21 protein-coding genes and 1 tRNA gene are annotated in these 25302 nt (G+C 71.7%); 11 read left to right on the top strand and 11 right to left on the bottom strand.

The window, feature by feature from the left end:
- Positions 1-34: 34 nt before the first annotated feature.
- From OG430_RS08700 to OG430_RS08690, 3 genes are read left to right on the top strand one after another with little or no spacing between them, the layout of a single operon-like run.
- Positions 35-1105 (top strand): LLM class flavin-dependent oxidoreductase, encoded by a 1071-nt coding sequence (locus OG430_RS08700; protein ID WP_327351857.1) that lies wholly within the window; start codon positions 35-37, stop codon positions 1103-1105.
- Positions 1102-2778 (top strand): ABC transporter substrate-binding protein, encoded by a 1677-nt coding sequence (locus OG430_RS08695; protein ID WP_327351856.1) that lies wholly within the window; start codon positions 1102-1104, stop codon positions 2776-2778. Before OG430_RS08700 ends, OG430_RS08695 begins: the two co-directional genes overlap by 4 nt.
- Complete coding sequence (locus OG430_RS08690; RefSeq protein ID WP_327351855.1) at positions 2775-4325, top strand: AMP-binding protein; 1551 nt, start codon at positions 2775-2777, stop codon at positions 4323-4325. Before OG430_RS08695 ends, OG430_RS08690 begins: the two co-directional genes overlap by 4 nt.
- A 7-nt stretch (positions 4326-4332) precedes the next feature.
- Here the strand turns inward: OG430_RS08690 and OG430_RS08685 are convergent, their stop codons facing one another.
- The 5 genes from OG430_RS08685 to OG430_RS08665 form a co-directional block, all read right to left on the bottom strand.
- Complete coding sequence (locus OG430_RS08685) at positions 4333-5841, bottom strand: DUF4246 domain-containing protein (protein WP_327351854.1); 1509 nt, start codon at positions 5839-5841, stop codon at positions 4333-4335.
- A 94-nt stretch (positions 5842-5935) separates the two neighbouring features.
- Positions 5936-8008 carry an MDR family MFS transporter gene (locus OG430_RS08680; RefSeq protein ID WP_327351853.1) on the bottom strand — a complete coding sequence of 691 codons (2073 nt, stop codon included), beginning with the start codon at positions 8006-8008 and terminating at the stop codon, positions 5936-5938.
- A gap of 261 nt (positions 8009-8269) precedes the next feature.
- Complete coding sequence (gene cobF / locus OG430_RS08675; RefSeq protein ID WP_327351852.1) at positions 8270-9088, bottom strand: precorrin-6A synthase (deacetylating); 819 nt, start codon at positions 9086-9088, stop codon at positions 8270-8272.
- Positions 9089-9092: 4 nt separating this feature from the next.
- Complete coding sequence (locus OG430_RS08670; RefSeq protein WP_327351851.1) at positions 9093-9656, bottom strand: DUF309 domain-containing protein; 564 nt, start codon at positions 9654-9656, stop codon at positions 9093-9095.
- A 65-nt stretch (positions 9657-9721) separates the two neighbouring features.
- Positions 9722-10531 carry a hypothetical protein gene (locus tag OG430_RS08665; protein ID WP_327351850.1) on the bottom strand — a complete coding sequence of 270 codons (810 nt, stop codon included), beginning with the start codon at positions 10529-10531 and terminating at the stop codon, positions 9722-9724.
- 498 nt (positions 10532-11029) lie between these two features.
- Here OG430_RS08665 and OG430_RS08660 point away from each other — a divergent pair.
- A tRNA-Pro gene (locus OG430_RS08660) sits at positions 11030-11103 on the top strand.
- A gap of 145 nt (positions 11104-11248) precedes the next feature.
- On the opposite strand, the gene OG430_RS08655 is transcribed toward OG430_RS08660, so the two are convergent.
- Positions 11249-11938: a TetR/AcrR family transcriptional regulator gene (locus OG430_RS08655; RefSeq protein WP_327351849.1), complete on the bottom strand. Its 690-nt coding sequence runs from the start codon at positions 11936-11938 to the stop codon at positions 11249-11251.
- Between the two features lie 301 nt (positions 11939-12239).
- Between OG430_RS08655 and OG430_RS08650 the strand changes: the two genes are divergently transcribed.
- The 4 genes from OG430_RS08650 to OG430_RS08635 all read left to right on the top strand — a co-directional run bounded on the left by OG430_RS08650 (position 12240) and on the right by OG430_RS08635 (position 16338).
- Positions 12240-13013 (top strand): SDR family NAD(P)-dependent oxidoreductase, encoded by a 774-nt coding sequence (locus OG430_RS08650; RefSeq protein WP_327351848.1) that lies wholly within the window; start codon positions 12240-12242, stop codon positions 13011-13013.
- 234 nt (positions 13014-13247) lie between these two features.
- Positions 13248-14768 (top strand): MFS transporter, encoded by a 1521-nt coding sequence (locus OG430_RS08645; RefSeq protein WP_327351847.1) that lies wholly within the window; start codon positions 13248-13250, stop codon positions 14766-14768.
- Between the two features lie 26 nt (positions 14769-14794).
- Complete coding sequence (gene rfbD, locus OG430_RS08640; protein WP_327351846.1) at positions 14795-15745, top strand: dTDP-4-dehydrorhamnose reductase; 951 nt, start codon at positions 14795-14797, stop codon at positions 15743-15745.
- A gap of 2 nt (positions 15746-15747) precedes the next feature.
- Positions 15748-16338 carry a dTDP-4-dehydrorhamnose 3,5-epimerase family protein gene (locus tag OG430_RS08635; RefSeq protein WP_327351845.1) on the top strand — a complete coding sequence of 197 codons (591 nt, stop codon included), beginning with the start codon at positions 15748-15750 and terminating at the stop codon, positions 16336-16338.
- A gap of 31 nt (positions 16339-16369) precedes the next feature.
- Here OG430_RS08635 and rfbB read toward each other — a convergent pair whose 3' ends face one another.
- Genes rfbB through OG430_RS08615 form a run of 4 tightly spaced genes read right to left on the bottom strand, consistent with a single transcriptional unit; the run spans position 16370 to position 20934 of the window.
- Positions 16370-17344, bottom strand: coding sequence for a dTDP-glucose 4,6-dehydratase (rfbB, locus tag OG430_RS08630; RefSeq protein ID WP_327351844.1), 975 nt, complete (start codon positions 17342-17344; stop codon positions 16370-16372).
- The gene (locus tag OG430_RS08625; protein ID WP_327351843.1) at positions 17341-18399 is read right to left on the bottom strand and encodes a glucose-1-phosphate thymidylyltransferase; all 1059 of its coding nucleotides are present in this window, start codon (positions 18397-18399) and stop codon (positions 17341-17343) included. Before OG430_RS08625 ends, rfbB begins: the two co-directional genes overlap by 4 nt.
- A gap of 28 nt (positions 18400-18427) precedes the next feature.
- Entirely contained in the window at positions 18428-19552 is a 1125-nt protein-coding gene (locus OG430_RS08620) for a nucleotide disphospho-sugar-binding domain-containing protein (RefSeq protein WP_327351842.1), read from the bottom strand.
- Positions 19553-19569: 17 nt separating this feature from the next.
- Positions 19570-20934 (bottom strand): class I SAM-dependent methyltransferase, encoded by a 1365-nt coding sequence (locus OG430_RS08615; RefSeq protein WP_327351841.1) that lies wholly within the window; start codon positions 20932-20934, stop codon positions 19570-19572.
- A 362-nt stretch (positions 20935-21296) separates the two neighbouring features.
- Here OG430_RS08615 and OG430_RS08610 point away from each other — a divergent pair, with 362 nt between their 5' ends.
- Positions 21297-21773 carry a winged helix-turn-helix transcriptional regulator gene (locus tag OG430_RS08610; protein WP_327351840.1) on the top strand — a complete coding sequence of 159 codons (477 nt, stop codon included), beginning with the start codon at positions 21297-21299 and terminating at the stop codon, positions 21771-21773.
- Positions 21774-22095: 322 nt separating this feature from the next.
- Here the strand turns inward: OG430_RS08610 and OG430_RS08605 are convergent, their stop codons facing one another.
- Positions 22096-22872, bottom strand: a complete 777-nt coding sequence (locus tag OG430_RS08605) for a TetR/AcrR family transcriptional regulator (RefSeq protein WP_327351839.1) — start codon at positions 22870-22872, stop codon at positions 22096-22098.
- A 133-nt stretch (positions 22873-23005) separates the two neighbouring features.
- On the opposite strand from OG430_RS08605, the gene OG430_RS08600 reads away from it, so the two are divergent.
- Together OG430_RS08600 and OG430_RS08595 are read left to right on the top strand one after the other, a co-directional pair.
- Positions 23006-24097, top strand: coding sequence for a DUF4097 family beta strand repeat-containing protein (locus tag OG430_RS08600; RefSeq protein WP_327351838.1), 1092 nt, complete (start codon positions 23006-23008; stop codon positions 24095-24097).
- 262 nt (positions 24098-24359) lie between these two features.
- On the top strand, positions 24360-25133 hold the full coding sequence (locus tag OG430_RS08595; RefSeq protein WP_327351837.1) for an SDR family NAD(P)-dependent oxidoreductase: 774 nt from the start codon (positions 24360-24362) through the stop codon (positions 25131-25133).
- Positions 25134-25302: the final 169 nt, after the last annotated feature.

The following is a 25302-nucleotide window of genomic DNA, read 5'->3' as shown; positions in this document are numbered from 1 at the left end:
TTCCCTCTTCCTTCCCTCCCTTCAACTCCAAGGCATGGACATGGACTTCAGCCTCTTCTACTTCGCGGACGGCAGCGTCGGCTCCACCGACGGCGGGCGCTACGACCTGCTGCTCGACGGTGCCCGGTTCGCCGATACGCACGGCTTCTCGGCGGTGTGGACGCCCGAGCGGCACTTCCATCCGTTCGGCGGGCTCTACCCCAACCCGTCGGTGACCGGTGCCGCGGTCGCGGCCGTCACCGAGCGGGTCGCGATCCGGGCGGGCAGCGTGGTGGCGCCGCTCCACCACCCGGTACGGATCGCCGAGGAGTGGTCGGTCGTCGACAACATCTCCGGCGGCCGGGCCGGCATCTCCCTGGCGTCCGGCTGGAACGCGGTGGACTTCGCGCTGCGCCCCGAGGGCTACGCGGACCGCAAGAACGCCGTCCTGGAGGCGGTGGACCAGGTGCGCGCCCTGTGGCGGGGCGAACCGCTCCAGGTCACCGATGGCGCCGGCAACCCCGCCGAGGTGCGGATCCACCCGAGGCCCGTGCAGGCCGAACTGCCGGTGTGGGTCACGAGCGCAGGCGGCCCGGAGACCTTCCGGGCCGCGGGCCGGGCGGGCGCCGGGGTGCTCACCCACCTGCTGGGGCAGAGCCTCGACGAACTCGCCGAGAAGATCGCCCTCTACCGCAAGGCCCTGGCCGACCGGCCCGACCACGACGGCCGCCCCGGGCATGTCGCGCTGATGCTGCACACCTACATCGGCGATGACGCGGGCCAGGTCAAGGAGACGGTCCGGGAACCCTTCACCGCGTACCTGAAGAGCTCCTTCGGACTGATCGCCCGCTCCGCCACCAGCATTCTGCAGGGCTTCGACCTGGACAAACTCCGGGACTCCGACATCGACTTCCTGGTCCGGCGCTCCTTCGACACGTACTACACGAGCAGCGGTCTGTTCGGCACCGTCGAGCAGGCGTCCGCGATCGTGGAACAGGCGCGGGCCGCCGGCGTCGACGAACTGGCCTGCCTCATCGACTTCGGGGTGCCCTCGGACACGGTGCTCGCCGGGCTCGACCGGCTCGACGCGCTGCGCCGGGCCACGCAGACGGGCGGCGAGCGATGACCGGGACCCAGCGGGAAGCGGCCACCTCCATCGCCTGGGACCCCGTCGACTCGCGGGGCCCGGCCCGCCCCGTGGAGGGCGCTGAGCGCGGCGGGACGCTGCGCATCCTGCGCGACGGCGACTACGACCACCTCGACCCCCAACGCATCCACACCTTGCAGTCCACGGCGCTCGGGCAGTTGCTGTACCGGACGCTGACGATGTTCGCCGAGGACGGCAGGGGCGGCTGGACGCTGGTCGGCGATCTCGCCGACAGCCCGGGCCGCGACGTCCACGGAGACGCGCGCACCTGGGAGTTCACCCTCAAGGACGGCATCCGCTTCGAGGACGGCCGCCCGGTCACCGCGGCCGACGTCGCGCACGGCATCGCCCGCTCCTTCGAGCAGTCCCTCCCGGGCGGACCCACGCATCTGCAGGACTGGCTGCGCGAGAACGGCGACTATCCGGGTCCGCACACCTCCGGCAGCGACCAGGTGCCCGGCCTGGAGGTACGCGGCGCCCGCACCCTGGTGTTCCGCTTCCGCGATCCGCACCCGGACCTGCCGATGGCCGTGTCCCTCGCCACGACCGCGCCGGTCCCGGCGGACGTGGACACGGGGGAGAGCTACGGCAAGGCGCCGCTGGCGTCGGGCTCGTACCGGATCGCCGACCACGTCCCGGACGAGCGGCTGATCCTGGAACGCAACCCGCACTGGTCGGCCGCGACCGACGCGGTGCGCCATGACCATGTGGACCGCATCCACATCGAGTTGGGGGTCGACGCGGAGCAGCAGACCGTGCGCGCACGCGGCGATCAGGGCGACGACACCTTCGCCGTGGGCGAGAACCAGGCGCCGGCCGAACTCGCCCCGGAACTCCTCGCCGACACCTCCCTCCAGGGCCGGCTGCGCCGGGATCCCACTCCGCTCGTCTGGTATCTCGCCGTCAACACCGCCCGGGTGACGAATAGTTCGGTGCGCCGCGCCCTCGCCACGGCGGTGGACCGCGGCGCGGTGCGCGACGCGATGCTGGACCCGACGCAGGGCGCCCTGGTGCACACCCTGCTGTCGCCCGGCACCATCGGCTACCGCGCCTACCCCGACCCGCACGGCGCGGGCCCGCACGGCGATCCCGAGGCGGCGCGCGCCCTGCTCGCGGGAGCCACGCCCACCCTGCGGCTGCTCAGCCGGGACGGCGCCTACTTCACCGGGGCGTGCCGGGCGGTGGCCGACAGCCTGGAGCGGGCGGGCTTCCGGGTCGAGGTGGTGGAGATCGACCGCCCCTCGCACAATGCGGCCGCGCTCGCCAAGGACAACGAGTACGACCTCTACATGATGGCGACGGCCGCCGACTGGCCCGGCGCCTCGACACTCCTGACCGCCTTCGACGGGCGCACCATCCGGCCGACGGGCAACGCCAACTTCACCTACCTCGACGACCCGGACATCAACGCGGAGATCGACCGGATCAGCGCCCTGCCCGCAGACCTCGCGGCACCCGAATGGGGCGCCCTCGACGAACGGCTGACGACACATCAGGTGCCGCTCATACCCCTCTACTCGTACGTCCATCTCGCGGTCAGCGGGTCCCGGGTGGGCGGCGTGTTCACGTCCTCCTACCTCGGCACGCCCGTCTATTACGACGCGTACGTCACCGGCTCCGGTGCCGCCGAGGGCGCGGGGGGCCGGCCGTGACCGACCAGCCCACCCTGTACGAGCGATTCGCCGCCTCCGCCGCCGAGTTCGGCGACCGGACCGCGCTGGAGGTCGGCGGCAGCCGACTGACGTACGCGGAACTGCGGGCCCTCGCCGACCGGACCGCGGCCCGCCTGGTCGCGGCGCTCGACGGCCGGGTCCCGGCCCGGGTCGGCATCCTGGCGGGGCGCAGTGTCGCCGCGTACGCCTCCTATCTGGCGGCGCAGCGGATCGGGGCAGCCGCGGTGCCGCTCGGCGTCGACCAGGCACCGCAGCGGCTCGCGGTCATCGCGGCCGACGCCGGCCTCGACGTGGCGATCGCCGAGGAGGTGCGCCAACTGCCGGTGCCGGTCGTGCAGTTCACCACGGACGGCGACGTCGACGCCGGCCTGGAACTGCCCGCGCACCGACCGGACCCCGACTCCGTCGCGTACATCGTGTTCACCTCCGGATCCACCGGCACACCCAAAGGCGTGCCGATCCTCCAGCGCAACGCCTCGGCGACCCTGGACCACGCCCTGGACCGCTACGACATCGGCCCGGACGCCCGGGTGTCGGGGACCTTCGACCTCACCTTCGACCCGGCGGCCTGGGACATGTTCACCGCCTGGTCCGCGGGGGCGGCGCTGGTGGTCCCCGGCCGCGGTGAACTGGTGCGCCCCGCACGGTTCATCGCCGGCCGTGGCATCACGCACTGGTTCTCGGTGCCGTCCGTCATCACGTACGCGCAGCGCCTGGGCGACCTGACGGCGGGCGGCATGCCGCAGCTGCGCTGGACGCTGTTCGGCGGCGAGCCGCTGACCGTGCGGCAGGCCGCCGCCTGGCGCGAGGCCGCACCCGCCGCCGTCCTGGAGAACCTCTACGGACCCACCGAAGTGACCATCTCCTGCGCCCAGTTCAGACTGCCCGACGACCCGCGACGGTGGCCGAAGACCGCCAACGGCACCGTGCCGATCGGCACGGTGTACCCGCGTCTCGACTTCCTCGTCCTCGACGAGTCCGGCGCACCGTCCGAGGAAGGGGAGCTGTGCGTACGCGGGCCGCAGCGCTTTCCCGGATATCTGCGGCCCGAGGAGAACGCGGGCCGGTTCGTCCGCTTCGACGGGCGGGTGGCGACGCCGTACGAGGACGCCGCGCCGCCCGGCGACGAGGTGTACTACCGCACCGGTGACCGGGTGCGGGCCCAGGGGGAGGCCCTGGTTCATCTGGGGCGCCTCGACCACCAGGTGAAGATCCGAGGCCATCGCATCGAGCTCGGCGAGGTCGAGGCCGCGCTGCGCGCACTGCCCGGCGTCGAGGAGGCGGTGGTCGTGCCGGTCGCGGACGCGCATGGCCAGACGGGTCTGGCGGCCGCCTACACCGGCATCGCCCAGGACCCGTCGCTGGTGCGCGCGGAGCTGGCCGAGCGTGTTCCGGGGTACATGGTGCCGCGCGGCCTGACCCGGGTCGACGACCTGCCGCTCAACGCGAACCGCAAGATCGACCGCAGGGCGGTCGCCGCTCGGTTGTCGACAGCCGGAGAAGGGCGTGCCGGGGTGGGGGCGTGAGTGAGGTTCAGTGCTCGCAGAGGGAGAATTCTCGTTCGTAGAGCTGCTCGTTGTGTTCGTCGACGAAGAACTTGCGTTCCCGCATGAGTTGTTCGCGGTAGTTCCTGGCCTGTTCGAGCGTCATGGTCGAGGTGTCGGACCATGGCTGCTGCGGGGGCACATCGGAGGTCGAGACGATCTTTTCCGACGGGTCGACCAGGAAGAACGCGAGAATCTTGCGATGCCCCGGGCGGCCGGGGTCCGCGAGGCGGAACGAACCGACGCGGTGTTGCAGGATGTTCGGGAACGCCAGGCAGCGGCCCGCCGGGGTCGCTGCCGATCCCAGCACCTGGTTCAGTGCGTCTTCGTCCTCCAGGCCGTAGACCTCACGCAGACCGTCGTCGTCGTTCTGTTCGTAGTCCGGGTCGTCGAGTGCCGCCCGGAAGCTCAGCCGGCTTTCGGTGATGTTCTCGCTGTCCCAGTAGTAGATGCCGGTCGAGACGATCCGCTCGTTCAGCATCCCCTCGACATGCCAGGAACCGCCGGTGTACTCGGGCTTGTCCGGGGTGAGGTGAAGGGTGGCGAGCTTGACGATGACCTGGAGACGGCGGCCGCGCAGGTCGACTCGGGCGAAGTCGTCGGGCACCCCGGGCGGGGTGAAGGCCGGGGCGTCCGGGACGGAGGGGCGGCGGTTCTCCCACCAGGCGTCCTGGGCCTCGCCATAGGCGCGGACGGCCTCCTTGTAGGCCTCCTCGTCACTGAAGGACGACTTGTCCGGGTACTCGGGCTCCGAGTCGTACCACCCGTAGGGATCGGCCTCGATCCGCGGGGGCCGCGGATGGCGCAGATCGGTGAGCACGTTCTCGAAGAGCGGGCGCAGGCGCGCGAACAAGTCCGGCAGGACGGAGCCGAGTTCGCGATGAGTCTCGGGATGGACGTTGTTGACGTACGAGCGGAAGGCGACATCGCCGTCGTCACTGACGTCGACATCCGTGGGCAGCCACTGGAACTTCTCCGAGAATTCGTACTGCGCATGGCGGTTCGCCGGGTTCTGCCAGGCCCGCTCGGGCGCGCCGCTCACGTCTCTCACCAGACAGAACAGCGACGGATGCACCAGATCCAGTACCTGGCCGTCGGATCCGGGATGCCAGTCCTGTTCCGCCCCGGGGACCTCCTCCAGAACCCGAACCGCCTCGCGCAGCCGGGATCCGAGCGCGTCACCGACCAGCGTGTCCGACTGCCACACCCCGTCGACGGCGGACACCTCGACGCCGGTCCGCCCGTCCCGCAACGCGGCGTAGTGCACGAGTTCGGCCAGCACGTAACGAACCTGCGCTTCGGTGAGACCCTGGGCGGCCGCTTCCTGCGTCCACCTGGCGACGATGCCGGCATCGTTCACCTTGTCGAACCACCCCGGCTTCGCCCGGATGTGGGCGCTGCACTGCATCATCTGAAGTTCCCGCAGCGTCCGAGGCGTCGCGAACGCTATGGAGCGTGAAGCATGAAACGGCAGCGGGAAAGCAGACAGGCCAGTCACTTCTCTTGAACCTTCCAGTCGACGTGCGGTGGCGGGAAGGCTACTTCAGCGGACTGACACCGCCCGGCGGCAGCAGATCAACGTCACACAGGCCCTAGCGCGACCCCGCCGGCACCTTCCCCTGCCCGCCCGGCATCCCGTGCGCCAGATCCTCCGCCAGCAGCCGCTTCGCGATCCGGTCGACCGCCGCGCGCAGTTCGGGCCCTGCCGGGTGTCCGAGGTCCGACTCCAGCTGGTCGCCCAGCCAGGCCGCCCAGGCCTTGCCGATCGTCTCGGCCTCGCGCTCGCCCGCCGGTGTCAGGGAGAAGTAGGTGCCCTCGCGGGACAGGAAGCCCTCGTCGGCCATCCGGTCGAACACCGGGACAAGGACCTCGGGCGGCAGCTGCCGGCGGGCCGCGATCAGGCCGAGGCTCGCGTGGCCGACCATCCGCGTGAAGAAGTCGACCTGCATGACCGCCCAGGCCCCGGCCATGTCGAGGCGAGTGTCGGACCCGGCGACGACCTTGCGTGCGTCGGCCATCCCCTTCGCCCGGATGATCTTTCCGATGCCCAGCTCCAGGATCCGGTCCGAGTCACCCGTGGCGACCGGCGAGGAGAAGCCCTCGCCCATGTCGGACGCGCCCGCCTGAGCGCTGTCGCGCAGCTTCACCTGCTTGAGGAAGAGGGCGATGACGAAGCCGACGACCGCGACGGGGACCGTCCAGAGGAAGACCGTGTGCAGGGAGTCGGCGTACGCCTTGATGATCGGCGCGGCCGTCGCCGTCGGCAGTCCGTGCAGGCCCTGTGGGCTCCCCGCCGCCTTGGCGACCATCGCCGGGTCGGCGCCGGTCGCGGCCGCGGCGGCCACGCCTTCCTTCATGTTCGGCTTCAGGGTGTTGGCGTAGATCGTGCCGAACACCGCCGTGCCGAACGCACTGCCCAGTGTGCGGAAGAACGTCACGCCGGAGGTCGCGGTGCCGAGGTCGGAGTAGTCCACGGTGTTCTGCACGGCGATCGTCAGGACCTGCATGCACAGACCGATTCCGACACCGAGCACGAACATGTAGAAGGACTCGAGCCAGATGTTGCTGTCCGTGCCCATCAGGGAGAGGAGATAGAGGCCTACGCCCATCACCAGGGAGCCGATGATCGGGAAGATCCGGTAGGTGCCGGTCTTGCTGACGACGTTGCCGCTGAAGATGGACGCGATGAGGAGGCCCGCGACCATCGGCAGCGTGCGGACGCCGGAGATCGTGGCCGAATCCCCGTCGACGTACTGCAAGAAGGTCGGCAGGAACGTCATCGCACCCAGCATCGCGAAGCCCACGATGAAGGACAGGATCGAGCAGACCGTGAACACCGGATTCGCGAACAGCCGCATCGGCAGCATCGGTTCGGCCGCCCGCGTCTCCACCACGCAGAACAGGGCGAGCGCCACGATGCCGCCCACGAACAGGCCGATGATCGTGGGTGAGCCCCAGGCGTACTCGTTGCCGCCCCAACTCGTCGCCAGGATCAGCGCGCTGGAGCCGATCGCGACCAGCGCGATGCCGAGGTAGTCGATGGCCGGGCGGACCGCGGACCGGACGCTCGGGATGGTGCGCGCGGCCGCGATCACCACGGCGATCGCGATCGGTACGTTGACGTAGAAGGCCCAGCGCCAGGACAGGTGGTCCGTGAAGAGGCCGCCGAGCAGCGGGCCGATGACCGTCGAGACGCCGAAGACCGCGCCGATCGCCCCCTGGTACTTGCCGCGCTCGCGCAGCGGGATCACATCCGCGATCAGCGCCATCGCGGTCACCATCAGACCGCCCGCGCCGATGCCCTGGATGCCGCGGAAGGCGATCAGCATCAGCATGTTCCCGGCCAGACCGCACAGGAGCGAGCCGACGATGAAGACGATCGCCGAGACCTGGAAGATCACCTTCCGGCCGAAGAGGTCACCGAACTTGCCGACCAGGACCGTCGACACCGTCTCGGCGAGCAGATAGGCGGTCACCACCCACGACATGTGGGCGCCGCCGCCCAGGTCGGCCACGATCGTGGGCAGCGCGGTGCCCACGATCGTCTGGTCGAGGGCGGCGAGCAGCACGCCGAGCATGATCGTGACGAACACGACGTTCCGTGTCCGCACATCCAGCACGGGCGGGGCGGTGGCGGCCGCGGGGGCCTCGGCAGTGGTGGTCACACCAGCCACTCTTGTGTGGGCCACCACCATGTGCATGCGGTGTACGCCGTACCGGTGACGCCCCGACCGCCGAGCGGGGCGGACCTAGGGCGTGTGTCGGAAGTCCCTCCTGCCCCGCGACGCCCGGCACGCACTCTCGGCGTGCCGGGCGAAAACCCAAGTACGTCCAGTACGAGGACTTCCGCCCGGCACGCCGAGAGCACGCACGAGACGCCGCAGGGCCCGCCCTCCGGGCGGACGGAGGGACTTCCGACACACGCCCTAGCGCTCCGGGTTGCGCCGCAGCAGATAGGTGTCCATGATCCAGCCCTTGCGCTCCCGGGCCTCGGCCCGCAGCCGCTCGATCTTCGGCGCGGCCTCGGCGAGCGGGCCGGAGACCAGGATCTCGTCGGGGGTGCCGATGTATGCGCCCCAGTAGATGTCCATGTCCATCGCCGGTCCGGAATCCGCCGCAGCGTCATCCGCCGTGCCATCCGCCGTGCCGTCCGTCACGTACTGGCGGAACGCCTGATGGGCGTCCAGCATCACGACCACGTCGTCCACGCCCTCGGGGAACCCCTGGGCGAGCCGCCGGCCCGTCGTGATCTGCACGGGTCGCGCCACCCGGTTGAGGCCCGTGCGGTGCTTGGCCACGAGCGCCGAGACGCTGCTGATGCCGGGCACGACGTCGTGGTCGAAGGAGACGTTCCCGCGGTCGAGGATCTCCTCGAGGATGCCGAGCGTGCTGTCGTACAGCGCCGGATCGCCCCACACCAGGAACGCCCCGGTCTCGTCCTCGGCCAGCTCGTCCAGGATCAGCCGCTCGTAGATGTCGGCCCGGCGGCTGCGCCAGTCGTCCACGGCCGGCGCGTAGTTGCTCGTGCGGCGGTCGCGGTCCGGGTCGCGGGCCTCCACCAGGCGGTACGCGCCGCCCGGTATGTGGGCGTCCAGAATGTCCCGGCGCAGCTGCGTCAGGTCCGACTTCTCCTCGCCCTTGTCCAGGATGAAGAAGACGTCGGTGTCCTGGATCGCCTTGACGGCCTGCAGGGTCAGGTGGTCGGGGTCGCCCGCGCCGATGCCGATGACATGAATGGTTCGCACCGGGTCAGTCTGCCGTACGCCCTTCGGGAGGCTGCGGGCGCGGCTCCGTGCGGAGCGTGGGCGCGCAGGCCGCCGCGTCGATGGGCTTCGTCTCCCGCTCGGCCCGCGTCGCCAACTCCTCGGCCCAGACGGTCAGTCCGGGCCCGTCGATTCCGTACGGCAGTCCGGTGCCCGCGACTTCCGGTACGCGTCCGAGCGCCGCGGCACCCCGGCGCAACAGCCGGGCCCCGCCCGTCGCATTGCCCCGCGCCGCATGGGTGAGGCCGACCGCGAGCTGCGCGAGGCCCCGCCACAGCGTCTCTTCGTCCGCGGGCCCCGACTTCCAGGCATCCTCGAACACCTCGTGCGCATGGAAGGGCTTGCCCGCGTCGAGGAGGGTCTGGGCCTCGGTGAGCGTGGCGGCGGGGGAGCGCACGATCCCCTCGGGCTGACGGGCGACGCCCTCGGCGCCGTAGGGGAGCGGGCGGCCGAGTCCGTCGCGGGGGCGGGCGTTGCGGGCCCGGCCGTCGCTGTCGCGGTCGCGGGCGGCGGTGGGGTCGGCGGGGTCCGGGGCGGGTGGGGTGGTCACTCGTCGATTGTCACCCTTCGGCCACCCGCTGCACCTGCCGGCCACCACCACCGGCGCAGCCGGGCTCAGGCGGCGTCTGCCGACGCGTGGCGCTCCTGGATCCGGGCGATGACCCGTTCGCGGCCCAGTCTCCGCGCCTGCCGCAGCTTGGCCTCCGCGGCGAGCACCGGGATCCAGCACAGCCAGCCCCACAGGCTGAACTCCAGTATGCCGCTCATCACCAGCCACTTGTTGAGGCCGAAGGACAGCAGCAACGTCACCGCGTAGGCCGCGACCCGATGCCTGATCAGCAAACGCAGCGGGGCGTTGGCCGGCCCCTGCAGCAGCTCGACCGCGGCGGCCAGTTCGGCCGTGCGCAGGTCCTCGCCCGCGTCCGCGACCGGCTCCTTGCTCCGCAGGGCGGCGGCCACCTGCTCGCCTTGTTCCGCCTGCTCCGCCTGTCGTACCTGTCCCTGCAGAACGCCGACCTTGAGATCGTCCCAGTACCCGCGGCCGGCCCAGCCCACGGCATCGTCGACCCGTGCACGCTCCGGGGAGCCGGGCGGGGCGAGATCCTCGATCTGTGCTTGCAGGGTCACCGCGCGCTTGGCGCGGCCGGGGTATTCAAACCCGTCGGCGCGCAGACAGAGTTCGAGGTAGGACACCAGGAGCCCGAGGTCGTCCGGCGCGAGCGCGAGGCCCTGCCGGTAGGCCGACTCGGCCTCGGTGTCATGGTCGTCCTCGTCCTCCGCGGCGTGCGCCTGCCCGAGCCACCGGTAGAGCACCGGATCACCGCCGAGGTCGGCGAGCCCCTCCTCCGCGACGCCCCGGACCGCCGCGTGCGCACCGACCGCAAAGAGTTCGGAGCACCGTTCGATGTACTGCTGTCGTTCCACTTCCCACCCCATTCGTGCATCGGAACTCTCCGCGAGCGACTGTGCCGCGTCAACGGTTTTCTGATCACGATTGGCACGATTGGACGGATGCAGGGCTGGGCGCGCGGGATCCCGAATCAGTGCGGCGAGCGCCGTGGTCCGCGGGTGCCGCAGTGCACCGGTGCGGGTCGAGGTGACCAACTGTCTGTCACATGCTGGGATTTGAAGCGTTCAAGCGTTCAAGCGCTCAAGCACCACCTCTGATGGACGGACCATCAAGACCGAGCGCAGCCGTACCGCATCCGACCAGCACGAGATCGACAGCGACATCGCCGCGCGCTGTACGCATGGATCAACACATCTCGGTCGCGGAGCGAGAGCGCTGTGCTCACCCCTCGGGCGAGAGGCGCCGCCCCGAGCGGGGCCGGACGGGTACCCCGAAACGGTGGATCACCGCAGGTCCGAGGTGAGGTAAGGTTCTGTCTGTCCGAGCGGCGGGGAAACCCGCGGATCGAACACCGGGACGTGGCGCAGCTTGGTAGCGCACTTGACTGGGGGTCAAGGGGTCGCAGGTTCAAATCCTGTCGTCCCGACGGTGTTTTCGCAGCTGAGGGGCCATTCGATGAATGGCCCCTCACGCATGTCCGGGGCGCCTTTCATGTATGCCCGGGGTACCCCGCCGCGCATGCCCCGACTTGGGCCCGCGACCGGACCCCGCCGTGCCGCCCGCAGCGCCCCTCACGCGTCGTCGTCGGCTCTGCCGCTCATCACCCCCGCCCCGTTCCACAGTGCGTCCAACGCGCCCTGCTCCAGCACCGGCCCCGGCAGCTCGCCGCTCGGCTGGGCGAGGCTCGGGCCGAGGAGGGATGCGAAGCGGTGGGCCAGGCGGCGGGTCAAGGGAGCGTCGAGGCCGGGCAGGGGGCGGGAGATCAGGGTGAGCAGGAGCAGGACGTCGACGTGGTTCACGTCGGCCTTCAACGTGCCTTCGCGGCGGGCGTGTTCGAGCAGCACGGTGAGCGCGGCCAGGTAGGCGTCGACCGTCGTGCGGATCTCCGCCGTCGAGCGGAAGCGGCCGGCGGCGACGGGCAGCAGGCCCGCGGAGTGGGTCGCGACGCAGTGGTGCAGGACGCGCACCAGCGCCGTATAGGCGTCCGGCTCGTCGCGCAGGGCCGTCTCGACGGTCCGGGTGACCTCGCGCATCACATCCAGGCAGACCTCACGGATCAGGTCCTCGCGGGACGGGAAGCGGCGGTACAGCGTGGCGATGCCCACGCCCGCCTGCCTGGCGATCGAATCGAGCGGCGCCTCGGGGCCGACCTCCTGGAAGACGATCCTGGCCGCGCTGAGCAGCCGCTGCCTCGCCTCCTGGCGGTAGCGCGGGCCGCGGGCCTTGCTGACATCGCTGATCTCGGGGCGCGAAGCAGGCATTCGACTGGCTCCTCGGGGTCGACGGCAGGCCCGGCAGGGGGCCCTTGTATCGAAGGGCAACCCTCCGATACTCTCCCGGTGTGGGATCGGAGGGAAGACCTCCGATCATATTGGGTTCGCTTTCCACGGCTGGACCGCGGTCGCGGTCCTGGAGCGGACCAGAGGAACGGGGCGTCGGAGCAAGGCGGTTCGGAGCAGTCCGACGAGCAGGCGCCGTCATCGGGGACGGCCCGGCTCCCGCCGCAGGAGAGCCTCGCGCGACTCCGCGCGCACCCGTCCGAGCACCAAGGAGCACCAGAGAATGAGCACTTCCGCCAGCCGTCTCCTCGACGGCCGTACGGCCCTCGTCACCGGCGCGAGCCGGGGCATCGGCGCCGCCTGCGCCCGGGCCCTCGGCCGTGCCGGAGCCGCGGTCGCCGTCAACTACCTGACCAGCGCGGGACCCGCCGCCCAAGTGGTGCGCGACATCGAGGACTTGGGATCCAAGGCCGTCGCCGTACAGGGCGACGTCAGCGACTTCGCGGCCGCGACCGCCCTCGTCGACCAGGCCGTCGGCATGCTCGGCGACATCGATGTCCTGGTCTGCAACGCCGCAGGGCCGGGCAGTTTCGTGCACGGCCCCGTGGTCGACGCGGGCGACACCATCGAGCAGCAGGTGGTCACCCAACTTCGGGCCACGACACACCTGTGCCGGCTCCTCGTCCCCGCCATGCGGGCGCGCCGCAGCGGCAGCATCGTCTTCATCGGCTCCACCGAGTCCCGCAGCAGCGCGCCGGCGGTGCCCCATGTGGCGGTGGCGAAGGCCACCCAGGACGCGCTGATGCGGGTGCTCGCCGCGGAACTCGGCCCCGAGGGCATCCGGGTCAACACCGTCGCACCGGGACTCGTGGCCACCGACGGCAGCGCCGCCGCCCTCACCCCGCAGCTCATCGAGGCCGTCACCGGCAGCACCGCACTGCGCAGGCTCGGCCAGGCCGCGGACGTGGCCGACGCGGTCGTGGCCCTCGCCAGCGATCTCAGCCGCCACATCACCGGGGCGTACGTCCCTGTCGACGGAGGCCTCGCCATGCACTGAACGCGCCGCGATTTGGGCTGTAAATAACGTGACCCTGCTGCTGGCGGTGCGGTGCCGCGCCCCTGCAGTCGTGCGAGCCCGCCGTCATCGCGCCCCGAGGCGCGGAACCACCGCCCCGCGTCGCCCCCGATGCGCGGAACCACCGCCCCGCGCCGCCGCCAGGGCGCGGGGCCCCGGGGTGCCTTCGGCCCCGCCCGTCCTTCACCGTCGTACGCCCCGAGAGGCCATGTCGTCATGACGCCACACGCCGGGAGTCAACCCTCCACGAGTCGTCCCGTCGCGGGTCAACCCGCCGCGCCCCGCGCCAGGAACGCCGCACTCGCCCTGCTGACGATGGCCCAGTTCCTCGTCGTGATCGATGCCTCGGTCATCAATGTCGCGCTGCCGCCCATAGCCAAGTCCCTTCATTTCACGGAGAGTTCGCTGTCCTGGGTGGTCAATGCCTACACGCTCGCGCTCGGCGGGCTGCTGCTCCTCGGCGGGCGGCTGGCCGATCGGCTCGGTCGGCGCAGGATGTTCATGGCGGGGCTCGCGCTGTTCGGTGTCGCCTCGCTGCTCGGGGGACTCGCGCCCACCGCCGGGTGGCTGATCGCCGGGCGGGCCCTGCAGGGGGTCGGTGCCGCGCTCGTGTCGCCCGCCGCCCTCTCGCTGCTCACCGTGACCTTCACGGAGGGCAAGGAGCGCAACCGGGCGCTGGGTATTTGGGGAGCGGCCACCGGCGCGGGTGGCGCGGCGGGCGTGCTGCTCGGTGGGGTCATCACTTCGGGGATCGGGTGGCGTTGGGTGTTGTTCGTCAATGTCCCCGTCAGTCTCGTCGTCGCCCTGCTGGCCCTGCGGCTGCTCGCGGAGTCCGCCGAGCGCGGCACCGCGCAGGGTTTCGGCGTCACCAGCGCGGTCACTGTCACGGCCGGTCTCTGTCTGGTCGTGTACGCCGCCGTGGATGCGGAGAGTGCGGGCTGGGGCTCGGCTGCCACCCTCGGCGGCTTCGCGGGGGGTGCGGTGCTGATTGCGGCGTTCCTCGTGCTGCAGGCGCGGTCGCGGTCGCCGCTCATGCCGCTGTCCATCTTCCGGCTGCCCACCCTGCGGGGTGCCAACGTGGTGGCCCTGCTGCTCAATCTGGGGCTGCTCGCGATGTTCTTCTTCCTCTCCCTCTACATGGGTGAGGTGCTGCACTACGACGCCATGGCGATCGGCGTGGCGTATCTGCCGCTGACCGTGAGCATTCTGGTGGCCGCCAACGCGGCCGGGCGGCTGGCCGGTTCGCTCGGGCTGCGGACCACTCTCGTCGGTGGCTTGGCCTGCCTCTTTCTCGGGCTGGCCTGGTTCACGCGGATCTCCGCGCCCGGTGGTTCGTACGCCGCCGATCTGCTCGGGCCGTGTCTGCTCGCCGGGATCGGGTTCGGCGGGGCCGTGGTGCCGTTGACGATCGCCGCCGTGCACGGGGCCCCGGCGAAGGACTCGGGGCTGGCCTCCGGGCTGTTCAACACGACCCAGCAGATCGGTGGCGCGCTCGGCCTCGGCATCCTCGCCTCGGTCGCGGCGACCACCACGAGCCGTGCCGGCGCGAGCAGTAGGGCGGAGGCGCTCACCGAGGGATTCAGGGCGGCGTTCGGTGTCGCGGCGGCCTGCGTGCTGCTGGGCATCGTCGCCGCGTTCGTGCTGATGGCCGGTCGCGGGGACCCTTTGGCGCGGCACGGCGAGGAGGCGGGCGCGGGTGCGCCGGCGGAGGCCGCGCCGGCCCATCCGGCCAGGTGAGACGAGGATCCGAAGGGAGCGGCATCATGCGCGTGTTGGTCACCGGGGCCGACGGCATGCTCGGCCGGCAGGTGTGTGCCCGGCTCACCGAGGGCGGTGCCCTGGTGTTGCCGACCGGTCGGGGCAGCCTCGACATCACGGACCGGCGGGCCGTTCGTACGGCGCTGCTCGACCGGCGGCCCGACGTGGTCGTCAACTGCGCCGCCTGGACGGCCGTCGATCGCGCGGAGCGTGAGGAGCGGGCGGCGCTCGCCGTGAACGGGCGGGGTCCCGCTCATCTCGCCGCGGCCTGTGGGCAGGTACGGGCCCGGCTCATTCACGTCTCGACCGACTACGTCTTCCACGGCACCCCCGCCGACGTGGGCACCCCCATGCCCGAGCATGCCGAGCCGGACCCGCGTACCGCCTACGGCCGTACCAAACTCGCGGGCGAGCGGGCCGTGCGCACCTTGCTCCCGTTGTCCTCGGCGATCGTGCGCACCGGCTGGCTGTACGGCGCGGGAGGGCCCAACTTCGTGCGCACGATGGCTGGTTCGGCGCTGGCGGGGCGGCCGGTGGAGGTCGTGGCGGACCAGTACGGCCAGCCCACCTGGACCGTCGACGTCGCCGATCGGATTGCCGCGCTGGCCGCCGCGCCGGCCCACCGTGCCCGCGGCATCTTCCACGCCACCAGCTGCGGCTTCGCCACCTGGCACACCTTCGCGCGCGAGATCTACCGGCTGCTGGGCGCCGACCCCGGACTGGTCGCCGCCGTCTCGTCCGAATGCCTCAACAGGCGCGCGCCGCGGCCGATTTGGAGCGTGCTTTCCCACGATGCCTGGGCGCGGGCCCGCCTTGGCCCGCCCCGGCACTGGCACGCGGCCCTGGCCGAGGCGCTGGGCAGGCCGGGTGATCCGTCCGGTCCGCTGCGCAGGGAGCTGCTCGCGGCGGCGGGCGAGCCGGTAGGCGCCCGCACACCCCACCGAACGGAGTGCTGAGCATGAAGCCCCTTTCCATCGAAGGCGCGTGGTCGTACGACGCCCGGGTCTTTCACGACGAGCGCGGCAGCTTCCACGAGACGTTCCGGAGTCCGCAGGTGCGCACGGTGACCGGCCGGGATCTTCCGGTGGAGCAGGTGAACTGCTCGGTGTCCCGGCAGGGCGTCATCCGTGGGGTGCACTACGCCGATGTGCCGCCAGGGCAGGGGAAGTACGTCATGTGCCTGCGCGGTGCGGTTCTGGACGCCGTGGTCGACGTCCGGGTCGGCTCGCCCACCTTCGGGGCCTGGGAGACCGTGGAGCTCAGCGAGGTCAATCGGCGTGCGGTGTTTCTGTCGGAGGGGCTCGGGCACGCCTTCCAGGCGCTCACCGACGAGGCGACCGTGCTCTATCTGTGCTCGGCGTCCTACGACCCGGAGCGCGAGCGCGGCATCGATCCGCTCGATGCGGACCTGGGCATCGGCTGGCGGCAGGGTCTCGCTCCCGTGCTCTCGGCGCGGGACACGCTCGCGGTTTCCCTCGCGCAGGCGGAGCGCGAGGGGCTGCTTCCGTCGTACGCCGAGTGCGCGCGGGCCCGCCCCCTCGTTCCCTGAGGGCCTGAACAAGGGGGTGGGCGGGGGCAGTTCAGCTCTCAGGCGGGTGCCGGGGCTGCCACCAGTCGCGGTTGTCGCGGTACCAGTCCACGACGGCGGCGAGTCCTTCGTCGAAGTCGACCTCGGGTCGGTAGCCGAGTTCTTCGCGGAGTTTGGTGTCGTCCAGGGCGTAGCGCCGGTCGTGTCCCTTGCGGTCGGGGACGTGCCGCACGCTGGCCCGGTCGGCGCCGCACAGGTCGAGGAGCCGGGTCGTGAGGTCGCGGTTGGTCAGTTCGGTGCCGCCGCCGACGTGGTAGACCTCGCCGGGCCTGCCCTTGTCCAGGACGAGGCGCAGGGCGTGGCAGTGGTCCTCGACGTGCAGCCATTCGCGTACGTGCAATCCGTCGCCGTACAAGGGGACTTGACCGCCGTCGAGCAGGGTCGTGACGAAGCGTGGGATGAGTTTTTCCGGGTGTTGGCGGGGTCCGTAGTTGTTGCTGCACCGGGTGGTGACGACCTCCAGGCCCGAGGTGCGCCAGTGGCTCTGGGCGAAGAGATCGCTCGCGGCTTTGGTGACCGCGTACGGCGAGGTGGGGGCGAGCGGGCACTGCTCGTCCCAGGCGCCGGTGGCGGTCGAGCCGTACACCTCGTCGGTGGAGACGTGCACGACGCGGGCGACGGCGTGGCGGGCGCTCGCCTCCAGGAGGTGATGGGTGCCGAGGACGTTGGAGAGCACGAACTGTTCGGCGCCGAGCAGGGAGCGGTCGACGTGCGATTCCGCGGCGAAGTGGACCACGGCCTCGTGTCCGGGCAGCAGCTCGTCGACCAGGCGTGCGTCGCACAGATCGCCTTGTACGAAGCGCAGCCGGGGGTGGTCGAGGGGCAGGTTCGCCGGGTTGCCCGCGTACGTCAGTTTGTCGAGGACGGTGACCTCGGCGCGCTCGTGGCCGGGGTGCCGGCCGTCGAGCAGGCCGCGTACGAAGGCCGAACCGATGAAGCCCGCGCCCCCGGTGACCAGGAGGTTCATGGGCACACCACCGCCACCCGGCTGTGGTCGCCGACGATCAGGCGGGCGGCCGGCGCCGAATGCACCCTGCTGTGCCGGCCGATGACGGAGCGGGCGACGGAACGCACCTCGTGCAGGGTGGCGCCGTCCATCACGATGGAGTCCTCGACGTGCGTGGCACGCACTTCACAGCCCGTCCCGACCGCGGTGTACGGACCTATCTCGCTGTCGACGACGGTGCTGCCCGCGCCGATCACCGTCGGGCCGACGACCCGGGATCGGCTGATGACGGCGCCGGGTTCCACCACGACGTCGCCGACGAGTTCGCTGGCGGTGTCGACGTACCCCTCGATGCTGTGCGGCAGCGTCCTGAGGAGTTCCCGGTTGCAGTCGAGGAGCCCTTCGATGACGCCGGTGTCGCGCCAGAAGCCGGTGAACACGTCGGCGCGCACCTCGCGCCCGCGGGCGATCAGCCAGCCGATCGCGTCGGTGATCTCCCACTCGCCGCGCGCACTGGGTCCGATGGCCCGCACCGCGCGGTGGATCGAGGGGCCGAAGACGTACGTGCCGACGAGTGCGAGCCGGGACGGTGCGAGCCGGGGCTTTTCCGCGACGGCGCAGACGCGTCCGTCGGCGCCGAGGACGGCGACGCCGTAGCGGCTGGGATCGTCGACCTCGCTCACCATGACCATGGCGTCCGGGCGTCGTTCGCGGAACTGTTTGAGCAGGTGGGCGACGCCGCCGAGGACCACGTTGTCGCCCAGGTACATGACGAAGTCGTCCCGGCCGAGGAAGTCTTGGGAGATCAGTACGCAGTGGGCGAGGCCGAGCGGTTCTTCCTGCGGAATGCAGGTGATCTGCAGGCCGAGCCGTGTGCCGTCGCCCACGAGGGTGCGTACGTCGTCGCCGTGCGGTCCGACGATGACGCCGACCTCGGTGATGCCGGCGTCGCGCAGGTTGTCGAGGGCGTGCAGCAGGACGGGTTTGTTGGCGATGGGCACGAGCTGCTTGGACATGGTGTGGGTCAGCGGGCGCAGGCGGGTGCCTGCCCCTCCTGCGAGCAGTAGCGCTTTCATCAGCAGTCCTTGGTCGCAAGTCAGAAGGTCAAGTCAGCAGATCAAGAAGGTTGTTGACGAGGTCGGCGGGGCTGGGCAGGCGGGTGATCTCGTCGCGGACGTCGAGGGCCGCCTTGCGGGTGGCTTCGTCGTCGAGGAGGTCGCGTACGCGCCCGATGTCCAGGTCGTCGAGGGCGGCGACGTGGCCCGCTCCCCGGGCGCGTACCGCCTCGGCGCCGGTGAACTGGTCGGCGCCCGACGGCATGATGAGCTGCGGCACCCCGGCGACCAGGCCCGTCATGGTGGTGCCGGAGCCGCCGTGGTGGACGAGCGCGGCGCAGGTGCGCAGGAGCGGGCCGAGCGGCACCCAGCCCGCGACGCGCACGTTCTGCGGAACCGGGCCGAGGCCGTCGGGGCTCGCGTCGCCGGTGGCGAGGACGAGTTCGAGGTCGTGGCGGGCCGCCGACTCGGCCAGGCGCCGCAGTGGCTTCAGGCCGCCGAACAGCGGCAGTACGGTGCCGAGGGTCACGGCGATCCGGGGCCGGGGCGGGGGAGTGAGGAGCCAGGCGGGGAGGTGGCCGCCGCCGTTGTAGGGGACGTAGCGCATCACGAGGTCTGACGGTCCCGGGCCGGACAGGCTCGGCGGTGCGACGGTCAGTCGGGCGGCGGGCGGGGGCGGCGGCCCGGTCAGGCCGTGCCGGCGGTAGGCGGGGGAGAGGTGGGTGAAGAGGGCGGCGTCCAGGCCGGGCAACTCGCCGGGCCCGATGCCGTGTTCGACGGCCGGTACGCCGAGCCGGGCCGCGAGCAGCGGCCCCGCACCCTGGGACGGGGTGTGCACGACGAGGTCGGGCCGCCAGGCGAGAGCGGCGGTGACGGCCCGGTCGGTGAGGGCGTCGGAGACGGCGGCGAACATCTCGGCGTACAGGCCGATGTCGCTGTCGGGTCCGGTCATGCCGAGGTCGAAGCCCACGCCGCGTTCGCGCATGAAGTCGTAGTAGACGGAGTCGATTCCGGGTGGTGCCACGTCGACGCAGGTCAGCCCGGCGCGGGCGGCGCGTTCGGCGTCGGCGGTGGCGAACAGGACGTCGTGGCCCGCGCCCATGAGGGCGTGGGCGGTGGAGACCAGCGGGAAGACGTGACCGAGCCCCTTGGGCATGGTGAACAGCACGCGCACGGTGAACTCCCGCCGCCTCAGTGGCCGTTGCCGGGTGGGGGCCAGGGGCTGTCGGCCGCTGCCTGCGCGTCGTCCCCGGTATGCGTGTCGTCCCCGGTGTGTGCGTCGTCCTCGGTATGCGCGGCGTCCTCGACGGGCGGGACCGCGGAGCGGGGGATCCACGGGGGTATCGCGCCCTCGGAGTTGGCCGCCTTCTCCAGGAAGGCGATGCCGCGGTAGAAGTGCACGGCTCCGACGTGTTCGGCCAGGTAGCCGGGGCGGCGGCCGGCCCGGTGCGGGATGTCCTCGTGGTGCAGGCCGTCCACCAGGGTCTTGAGGAAGCCGGTGGAACCGCGTGGCGAGGCAAGGTCGTCGGGGGTGCCGCCGAAGCCGGGGGCGTACGCCCATTGCAGGTCCTCGACGACGTACAGGCCGCCGGGCCGCAGGCAGGGGAAGAGCGTGGTCAGTGCGGTGATGACGTGGCGGCTGACGTGGCTTCCGTCGTCGATGACGATGTCGAAGGGGCCGTAGGTGTCGGCGATGTCGCGCAGCAGGTCGGGGTCGCTCTGGTCGCCCTTGAGGGTGGTGATGCGGGGCTCGTCGATGCCGGTCTTGTCGAAGATGTCGAGGCCGTGGATGAGGCCGCGCCGGAAGTACCGCTTCCAGGTGCGCAGCGAGCCGCCGCCGAGGTCGGCCCGGTCGTAGCCGCCGATGCCGATCTCCAGGACGCGCACCGGTTCGTCGCGCAGCTGGGCGAAGTGCCGTTCGTAGTGCGGGGTGAACCAGTGCAGGGGGCCCCACTTGTCGGTGCGGTGGCGCAGGGCGAGTTCCGCGAGGGCGGGCGGTGCGGGTTCGAGGGCGGCCAGGACCACCTGGACGGCGTCGGACACCGGGTGCATGCGGCGAATCCAGGATTCGGGGTCGCTCGTGTCCGTGGTGTCGCGGCCGAGGCGCAGTTCGGTGCGGCGGGTGCGGCCCGCGCGGGCTCCTGCGGGGCCGTACAGGGCGCGTACCAGGTCGCTGAGTTCGTACGAGATCCACATCGGTGCCGTCGGATCCGGGCCCGGTGCCGCGCTCACGCCTTTGCCGGAGACGGTGAGGACGTGGCTGTGGGTGCGGTCCTCGTGGCGCAGGTCGAACTGCACCGGAGTGTCGGGCAGTTCGGGGTGCGGAAGGCAGCGGGAGATCAACTCGTCCACGGCGATGCGGACGACTTGGGCGGCTCCGGTCTCGTGCACCGCGCGGAGGGTGTCCTCGGGGCGGGCGCCGGCGGCGAGCAGGAGGCGCTCCAGTGCGTCGTGGTCGGCCGCGCGCGATGCGGGGCCGGCCGTGGACCTTGAGGAATCGGCGGCGGGAGATGGGGAGTTGGCTGTGGGCAATGAGGAGCCGGGAGTGTGGCTCATGGAATCCCCCAGAGAGTGACGTCGGCCGGATCCGGCCCGACGGAAAGCTGCCGGAGGTGCGCGGCCGTACAGCGGTGTACGGCGGGCACGGCAGCATCGGAGGGCAACCCTCCGAACTTGTCACGACACTATCGGAGGTCTACCCTCCGTACAAGGGGGCAGTGAATGCCACCGACTGCGGGGCAGTTGAGGGCTCGACGGCAGGGTGCGAGGGTCGAGCGGTACAGGAGTGTCCTGACGTTAAGGGCTGGCAAAACTGCACCGGGATCCCGACATAAATGCATGCTGAACGTACATAATGTGTCAAGTTCGGCCACTTTCAGTCGCGCCCGACAGGGCGTCCGCAACGGGGAGACGTGACAGTGACGGCGAGTTCGGGCGGCGTGATCCAGACGGCAACGGCCCAGGGGGCCACGGCAACTGTCCAGGCGGCGGCGGTTCAGGCGGCAGCGGTTCCGACGACAGCGGTTCAGACGGCAACGGGTCAGCGTGCGGCCCCCGGGAGCGGGCCACCGCCTCACCTGGCGACCGCCCGTGCGCTGGTCGACGTCATCTCGGGCAAGTGGGACCTGGCCATCATGATCGAGCTGTGGCCGGAGAGCCGGCGGCACGCGGAACTCGGGCGGGCGACCGGCGTGGAGCGCAAGCAACTCACCCGCGTGCTGCGCCGCCTGGAGGGTTCCGGTCTGGTGGACCGCACGGTCGAGACGGCGCAGTCGCCCGTGCGGGTGCGGTACGGGCTGACCGCCCGGGGACGGGAATTGCTGCGCAGCATCGATGAGTTGGCCCGTTGGTGGGCCACCGGTGACAGTGGGTCCGCGGCGCGGCTTTGCGGGTAGCGGTGCGCTTGCCGGTGGGTTGGTGCGCTGCGTTCGGTTGGGCCTTTCCCGGCTCGGGTCGCGGGGGCTCTGCCCCCGGGCCCCCGCTCCTCAAGCGCCGGAGGGGCTGATCTTCCTGCCGGAGGGCCGTCGGGCCTTCCTGTCGCAGGGGCGTTGGGATCTGCGGGTGCGTCGTGGCTGGGCGCGCAGTTCCCCGCGCCCCTGGCGGGGCAAGTCCAGCCTCCGGCACCCCTGGCGGGGCAAGTCCGGGCCCCCGCGCCCCTGGCGGGGCGCGCGTGTTTCCCGGTTCGTCGTGAACCCCGACGCGCCTGGCTCGCCGGACCTACTCCTTGGGCTTGCCGCGGCGGGCCGGTGTCTTCTTGCTCTTCGCGCCGGTCTTTCCGGTCTGCTCGGCGGGGGCGGCCGCCACGTCCGTGCCGTTCCACAGGGCGTCCAGCGCGTCCTGGTCCAGGCGCGGTTCGGCCAGTTCGGCCGACTCCGGTGCGCTCAGGGCCGGGATGAGCAGCCCGAGGTAGCGATGGGCGAGCTGCTGGGCGAAATCGGCGTCCGCGCCGGGCAGCGGCCGGGAGATCAGGGCCAGCATCAGCAGGATGTCCACGTGGTTGACCTGGGCCTTCAACGCGCCCTCGGCGCGCGCCCGGTCGAGCAGGCCGGACAGCGCGTCGACGTACGCCGTCCTCGCTCCCAGCACCTCCTCGGTCTTGAGGAAGCGGCCCGCCGCGACCGGCAGCATGCCCGCCGCGTGCGTCGACACGCAGTAGTGCAGCACCCGCACCAGGGCGCTCCAGGCGTCGGGCTCCTCCTGCTCGGCGCGCGCGGTCTCCTCGGTGACGTCGTGCATGACGTCCAGGCAGACCTCGCGCAGCAGGTCCTCGCGCGTCGGGAAGCGGCGGTACAGCGTCGCGATGCCCACGCCGGCCCGGCGGGCGATGACTTCCAGGCGGGCGTCGTGCCCGTCCTCCTGGAAGACCAGGCGGGCGGCGTCGAGGATGCCCTGCCGCGCCTCGGCACGGAACCGCGGCCCCGCCCCTTCGCTCGCGTCGGGCGGCGTGCCCGGCGTGCGTGCCTTCGCCGCTGACGTGTGTGTATCGGTCGGCATGCTGAGACCCCTTGTTCGGAGGGAATCCCTCCGATAGTCTGACGGCAGAGTTCGGAGGAGAACCCTCCGATCGTTTGACTCTACCGTGTCCGCGCCCCGAAGAGGAGATCGCGGGGGAGCGGACCTTCCCGGAATGAGGGCTGTGGTCATGGTGGCTTTCGGCTCCGGCACACCGCGACGGGAGTCGTTCTCCCGCGTCGAGCCGGTTCATGTGGACGCCGAGCTGGGGGTGGGCGAGATCCGCGTCCGTCTTGCGGAGGTGCCAGAGATGGTGGTCGAGGTCTGGGCGGGGGCCGGCTGGTACGCGTCCGCCCAGCCCGCCTGTCCGAACGGAGGGGTGTGGCCGCGGGGCGGCTACCAATGGGGCTGGCATCCCGGGCACCACCCCGTGCCCGTGCCGCCGGTTCCTCCGGTGCCGGGTGTGCCGCAGGTCCCCCCTGTCCCCGGCGTTGCGGGCGTGCCCGGGGTGGGCGCGGGCTGGGCGTGGGGGCCGGGGCACGGGCCGATTCCGCCCGGGCACGGGTACGTTCCCGGGTATGGCACGGTGCCGCCCGGTCACGGCTATGTGCCGGGCTACGGCGCGGTGCCCGCGGGCGGTGCGGCCGTCGCCGCGGGCAGTGCCGCGGTCGGGCTCGGGGCCCTCGACATCTCCCTGGAGGAGAAGAGCGGCCGGCTCCGCATCGGCGTACCGCAGGGGCATCCGCTGTGGACCACGACGCTGGCAGTCGACATCACCGCCCCCGCCCGCTCCAGCCTGAACTTACGTACGGGCAGCGGCTCCATCGCGGTCTCCGGCACCGCCTCCGCCGTGGCGCTGACGACCGGGTCCGGCTCGCTCGACCTGGAGCGCGCCGAGGGCGAGGCCACCTTCGAAACCGGCTCGGGCAGCATCGCCGCCGGGCATCTGCTCGGGCGCGGACGCCTGCGGACCGGCAGCGGCTCCGTGGACGTGGGAACGGTCGAAGGTGAGGTCTCCGCGCACGCCGGCACCGGCCAGATCGCCGTCAACTGTGTGGTGTCCGGCGCCCTGGACGCCGTCACCAACTCGGGGGAGATCCGGATCGGGGTACGCGACGGCGTCGCCGCCGAGGTGGACGCGCACTCGGGCTCCGGAGGCGTACGCAACGACCTGGCCGCCGGCCCCGCCCCGGGCGCCGGGGCACCCACCGTGCGGCTGACCGCGCGCACCGGCTCGGGGCGGGTATGGATCGCCCGCGCCGCGTGAGGGGGCACGGACCCTCCTGCTCGGCACGTCTCCGCGTGAGGGCCCTTGGATCCTGCTCGGCACGTCGCCGTGAGAGGGCCCATGGATCCGGCCCGGCACGTCGCCGCGTGAGGGCGCATGCATCCGGCCCGGCACGTCGCCGCGTGCGAGGGCACGGATCCCGTCCGGCGCGCCGCCGCCCGCCGCTCACCGCTCAGTTGCCGTGGCCAGGCGTGCGTCTCTTACCGCTCATCCCGCACCGCTCAAGAATCGGAGCCCTTCGGTGAACTCCCCTGTCGGCCGCCTCCTCGAAGGCCGTATCGCCCTGGTGACCGGCGGCAGCCGTGGCATCGGGGCCGCGACCGCCCGCGCCCTGGGCCGCAACGGGGCCTCGGTGGCCGTCAACTACCTCTCCAACAAACAGGCCGCCGACGACGTGGTGCACAGCATCGAGCTCGACGGGTCCAAGGCGGTGGCCGTGCAGGGCGATGTCTGCGCCCCCGACCAGGCCGCCGAACTCGTCTGGCAGGCCGGTGAGTTGCTCGGCGACATCGACATCCTGGTGTGCAACGCGGTGGGCGGCCCGCCCGTCTTCCACGGCACCGCGCTCGACTCCGGGTACGAGGTCCAGGCCCGGGTCGACGCACAGATCAGGGCGACCCTCAATGCCTGCCGGATGGTCGCCCCCGCGATGCGCGGCCGCAGGAGCGGCAGCATCGTCTTCGTCGGCTCCAGCGAATCGCGCAGCAGCGGGCCCGTGGTCGCCGACATCGCCGTGGCCAAGGCCGCCCAGGACGCCCTGATGCGGGTGCTGGCCGCCGAGTTGGGGCCGGACGGAGTGCGGGTCAACACGGTCGCGCCGGGCTTCGTGCCCACCGACGGCAGCGCCCCCTCCGGGCGCCCGAGCCTGCTCAGCGCCCTGGCGGCGGTCACCCCGCTGCGAAGGATCGCCCAGGCGGAGGACGTCGCCGATGCCATCGTGGCCCTCGCCAGCGATCTGACCCGGCACATCACCGGTGCCTATCTGCCCGTGGACGGAGGGCAGATCATGCACTGAGGCCGCCGGTCGGCCGGCGCCGACCGCCCCAGAGCCGCCCCTGCCGCGCGTTCCGTCCCCCGTTGCCGCGGCAGGGGCCCGTCACCGGAAATTAACCAGCAAGGAGAATGGGCTGCGCCATGCCCAATTCCCCCCGGCCCGGCAAACATTGTCGACCCATATGTTTTCG

The organism is Streptomyces sp. NBC_01304, from assembly GCF_035975855.1.
Classification (GTDB): Bacteria; Actinomycetota; Actinomycetes; order Streptomycetales; family Streptomycetaceae; genus Streptomyces.
Note: the sequence above shows the minus strand (reverse complement) of the source record. Positions and strands in the feature narration are given on the sequence as shown.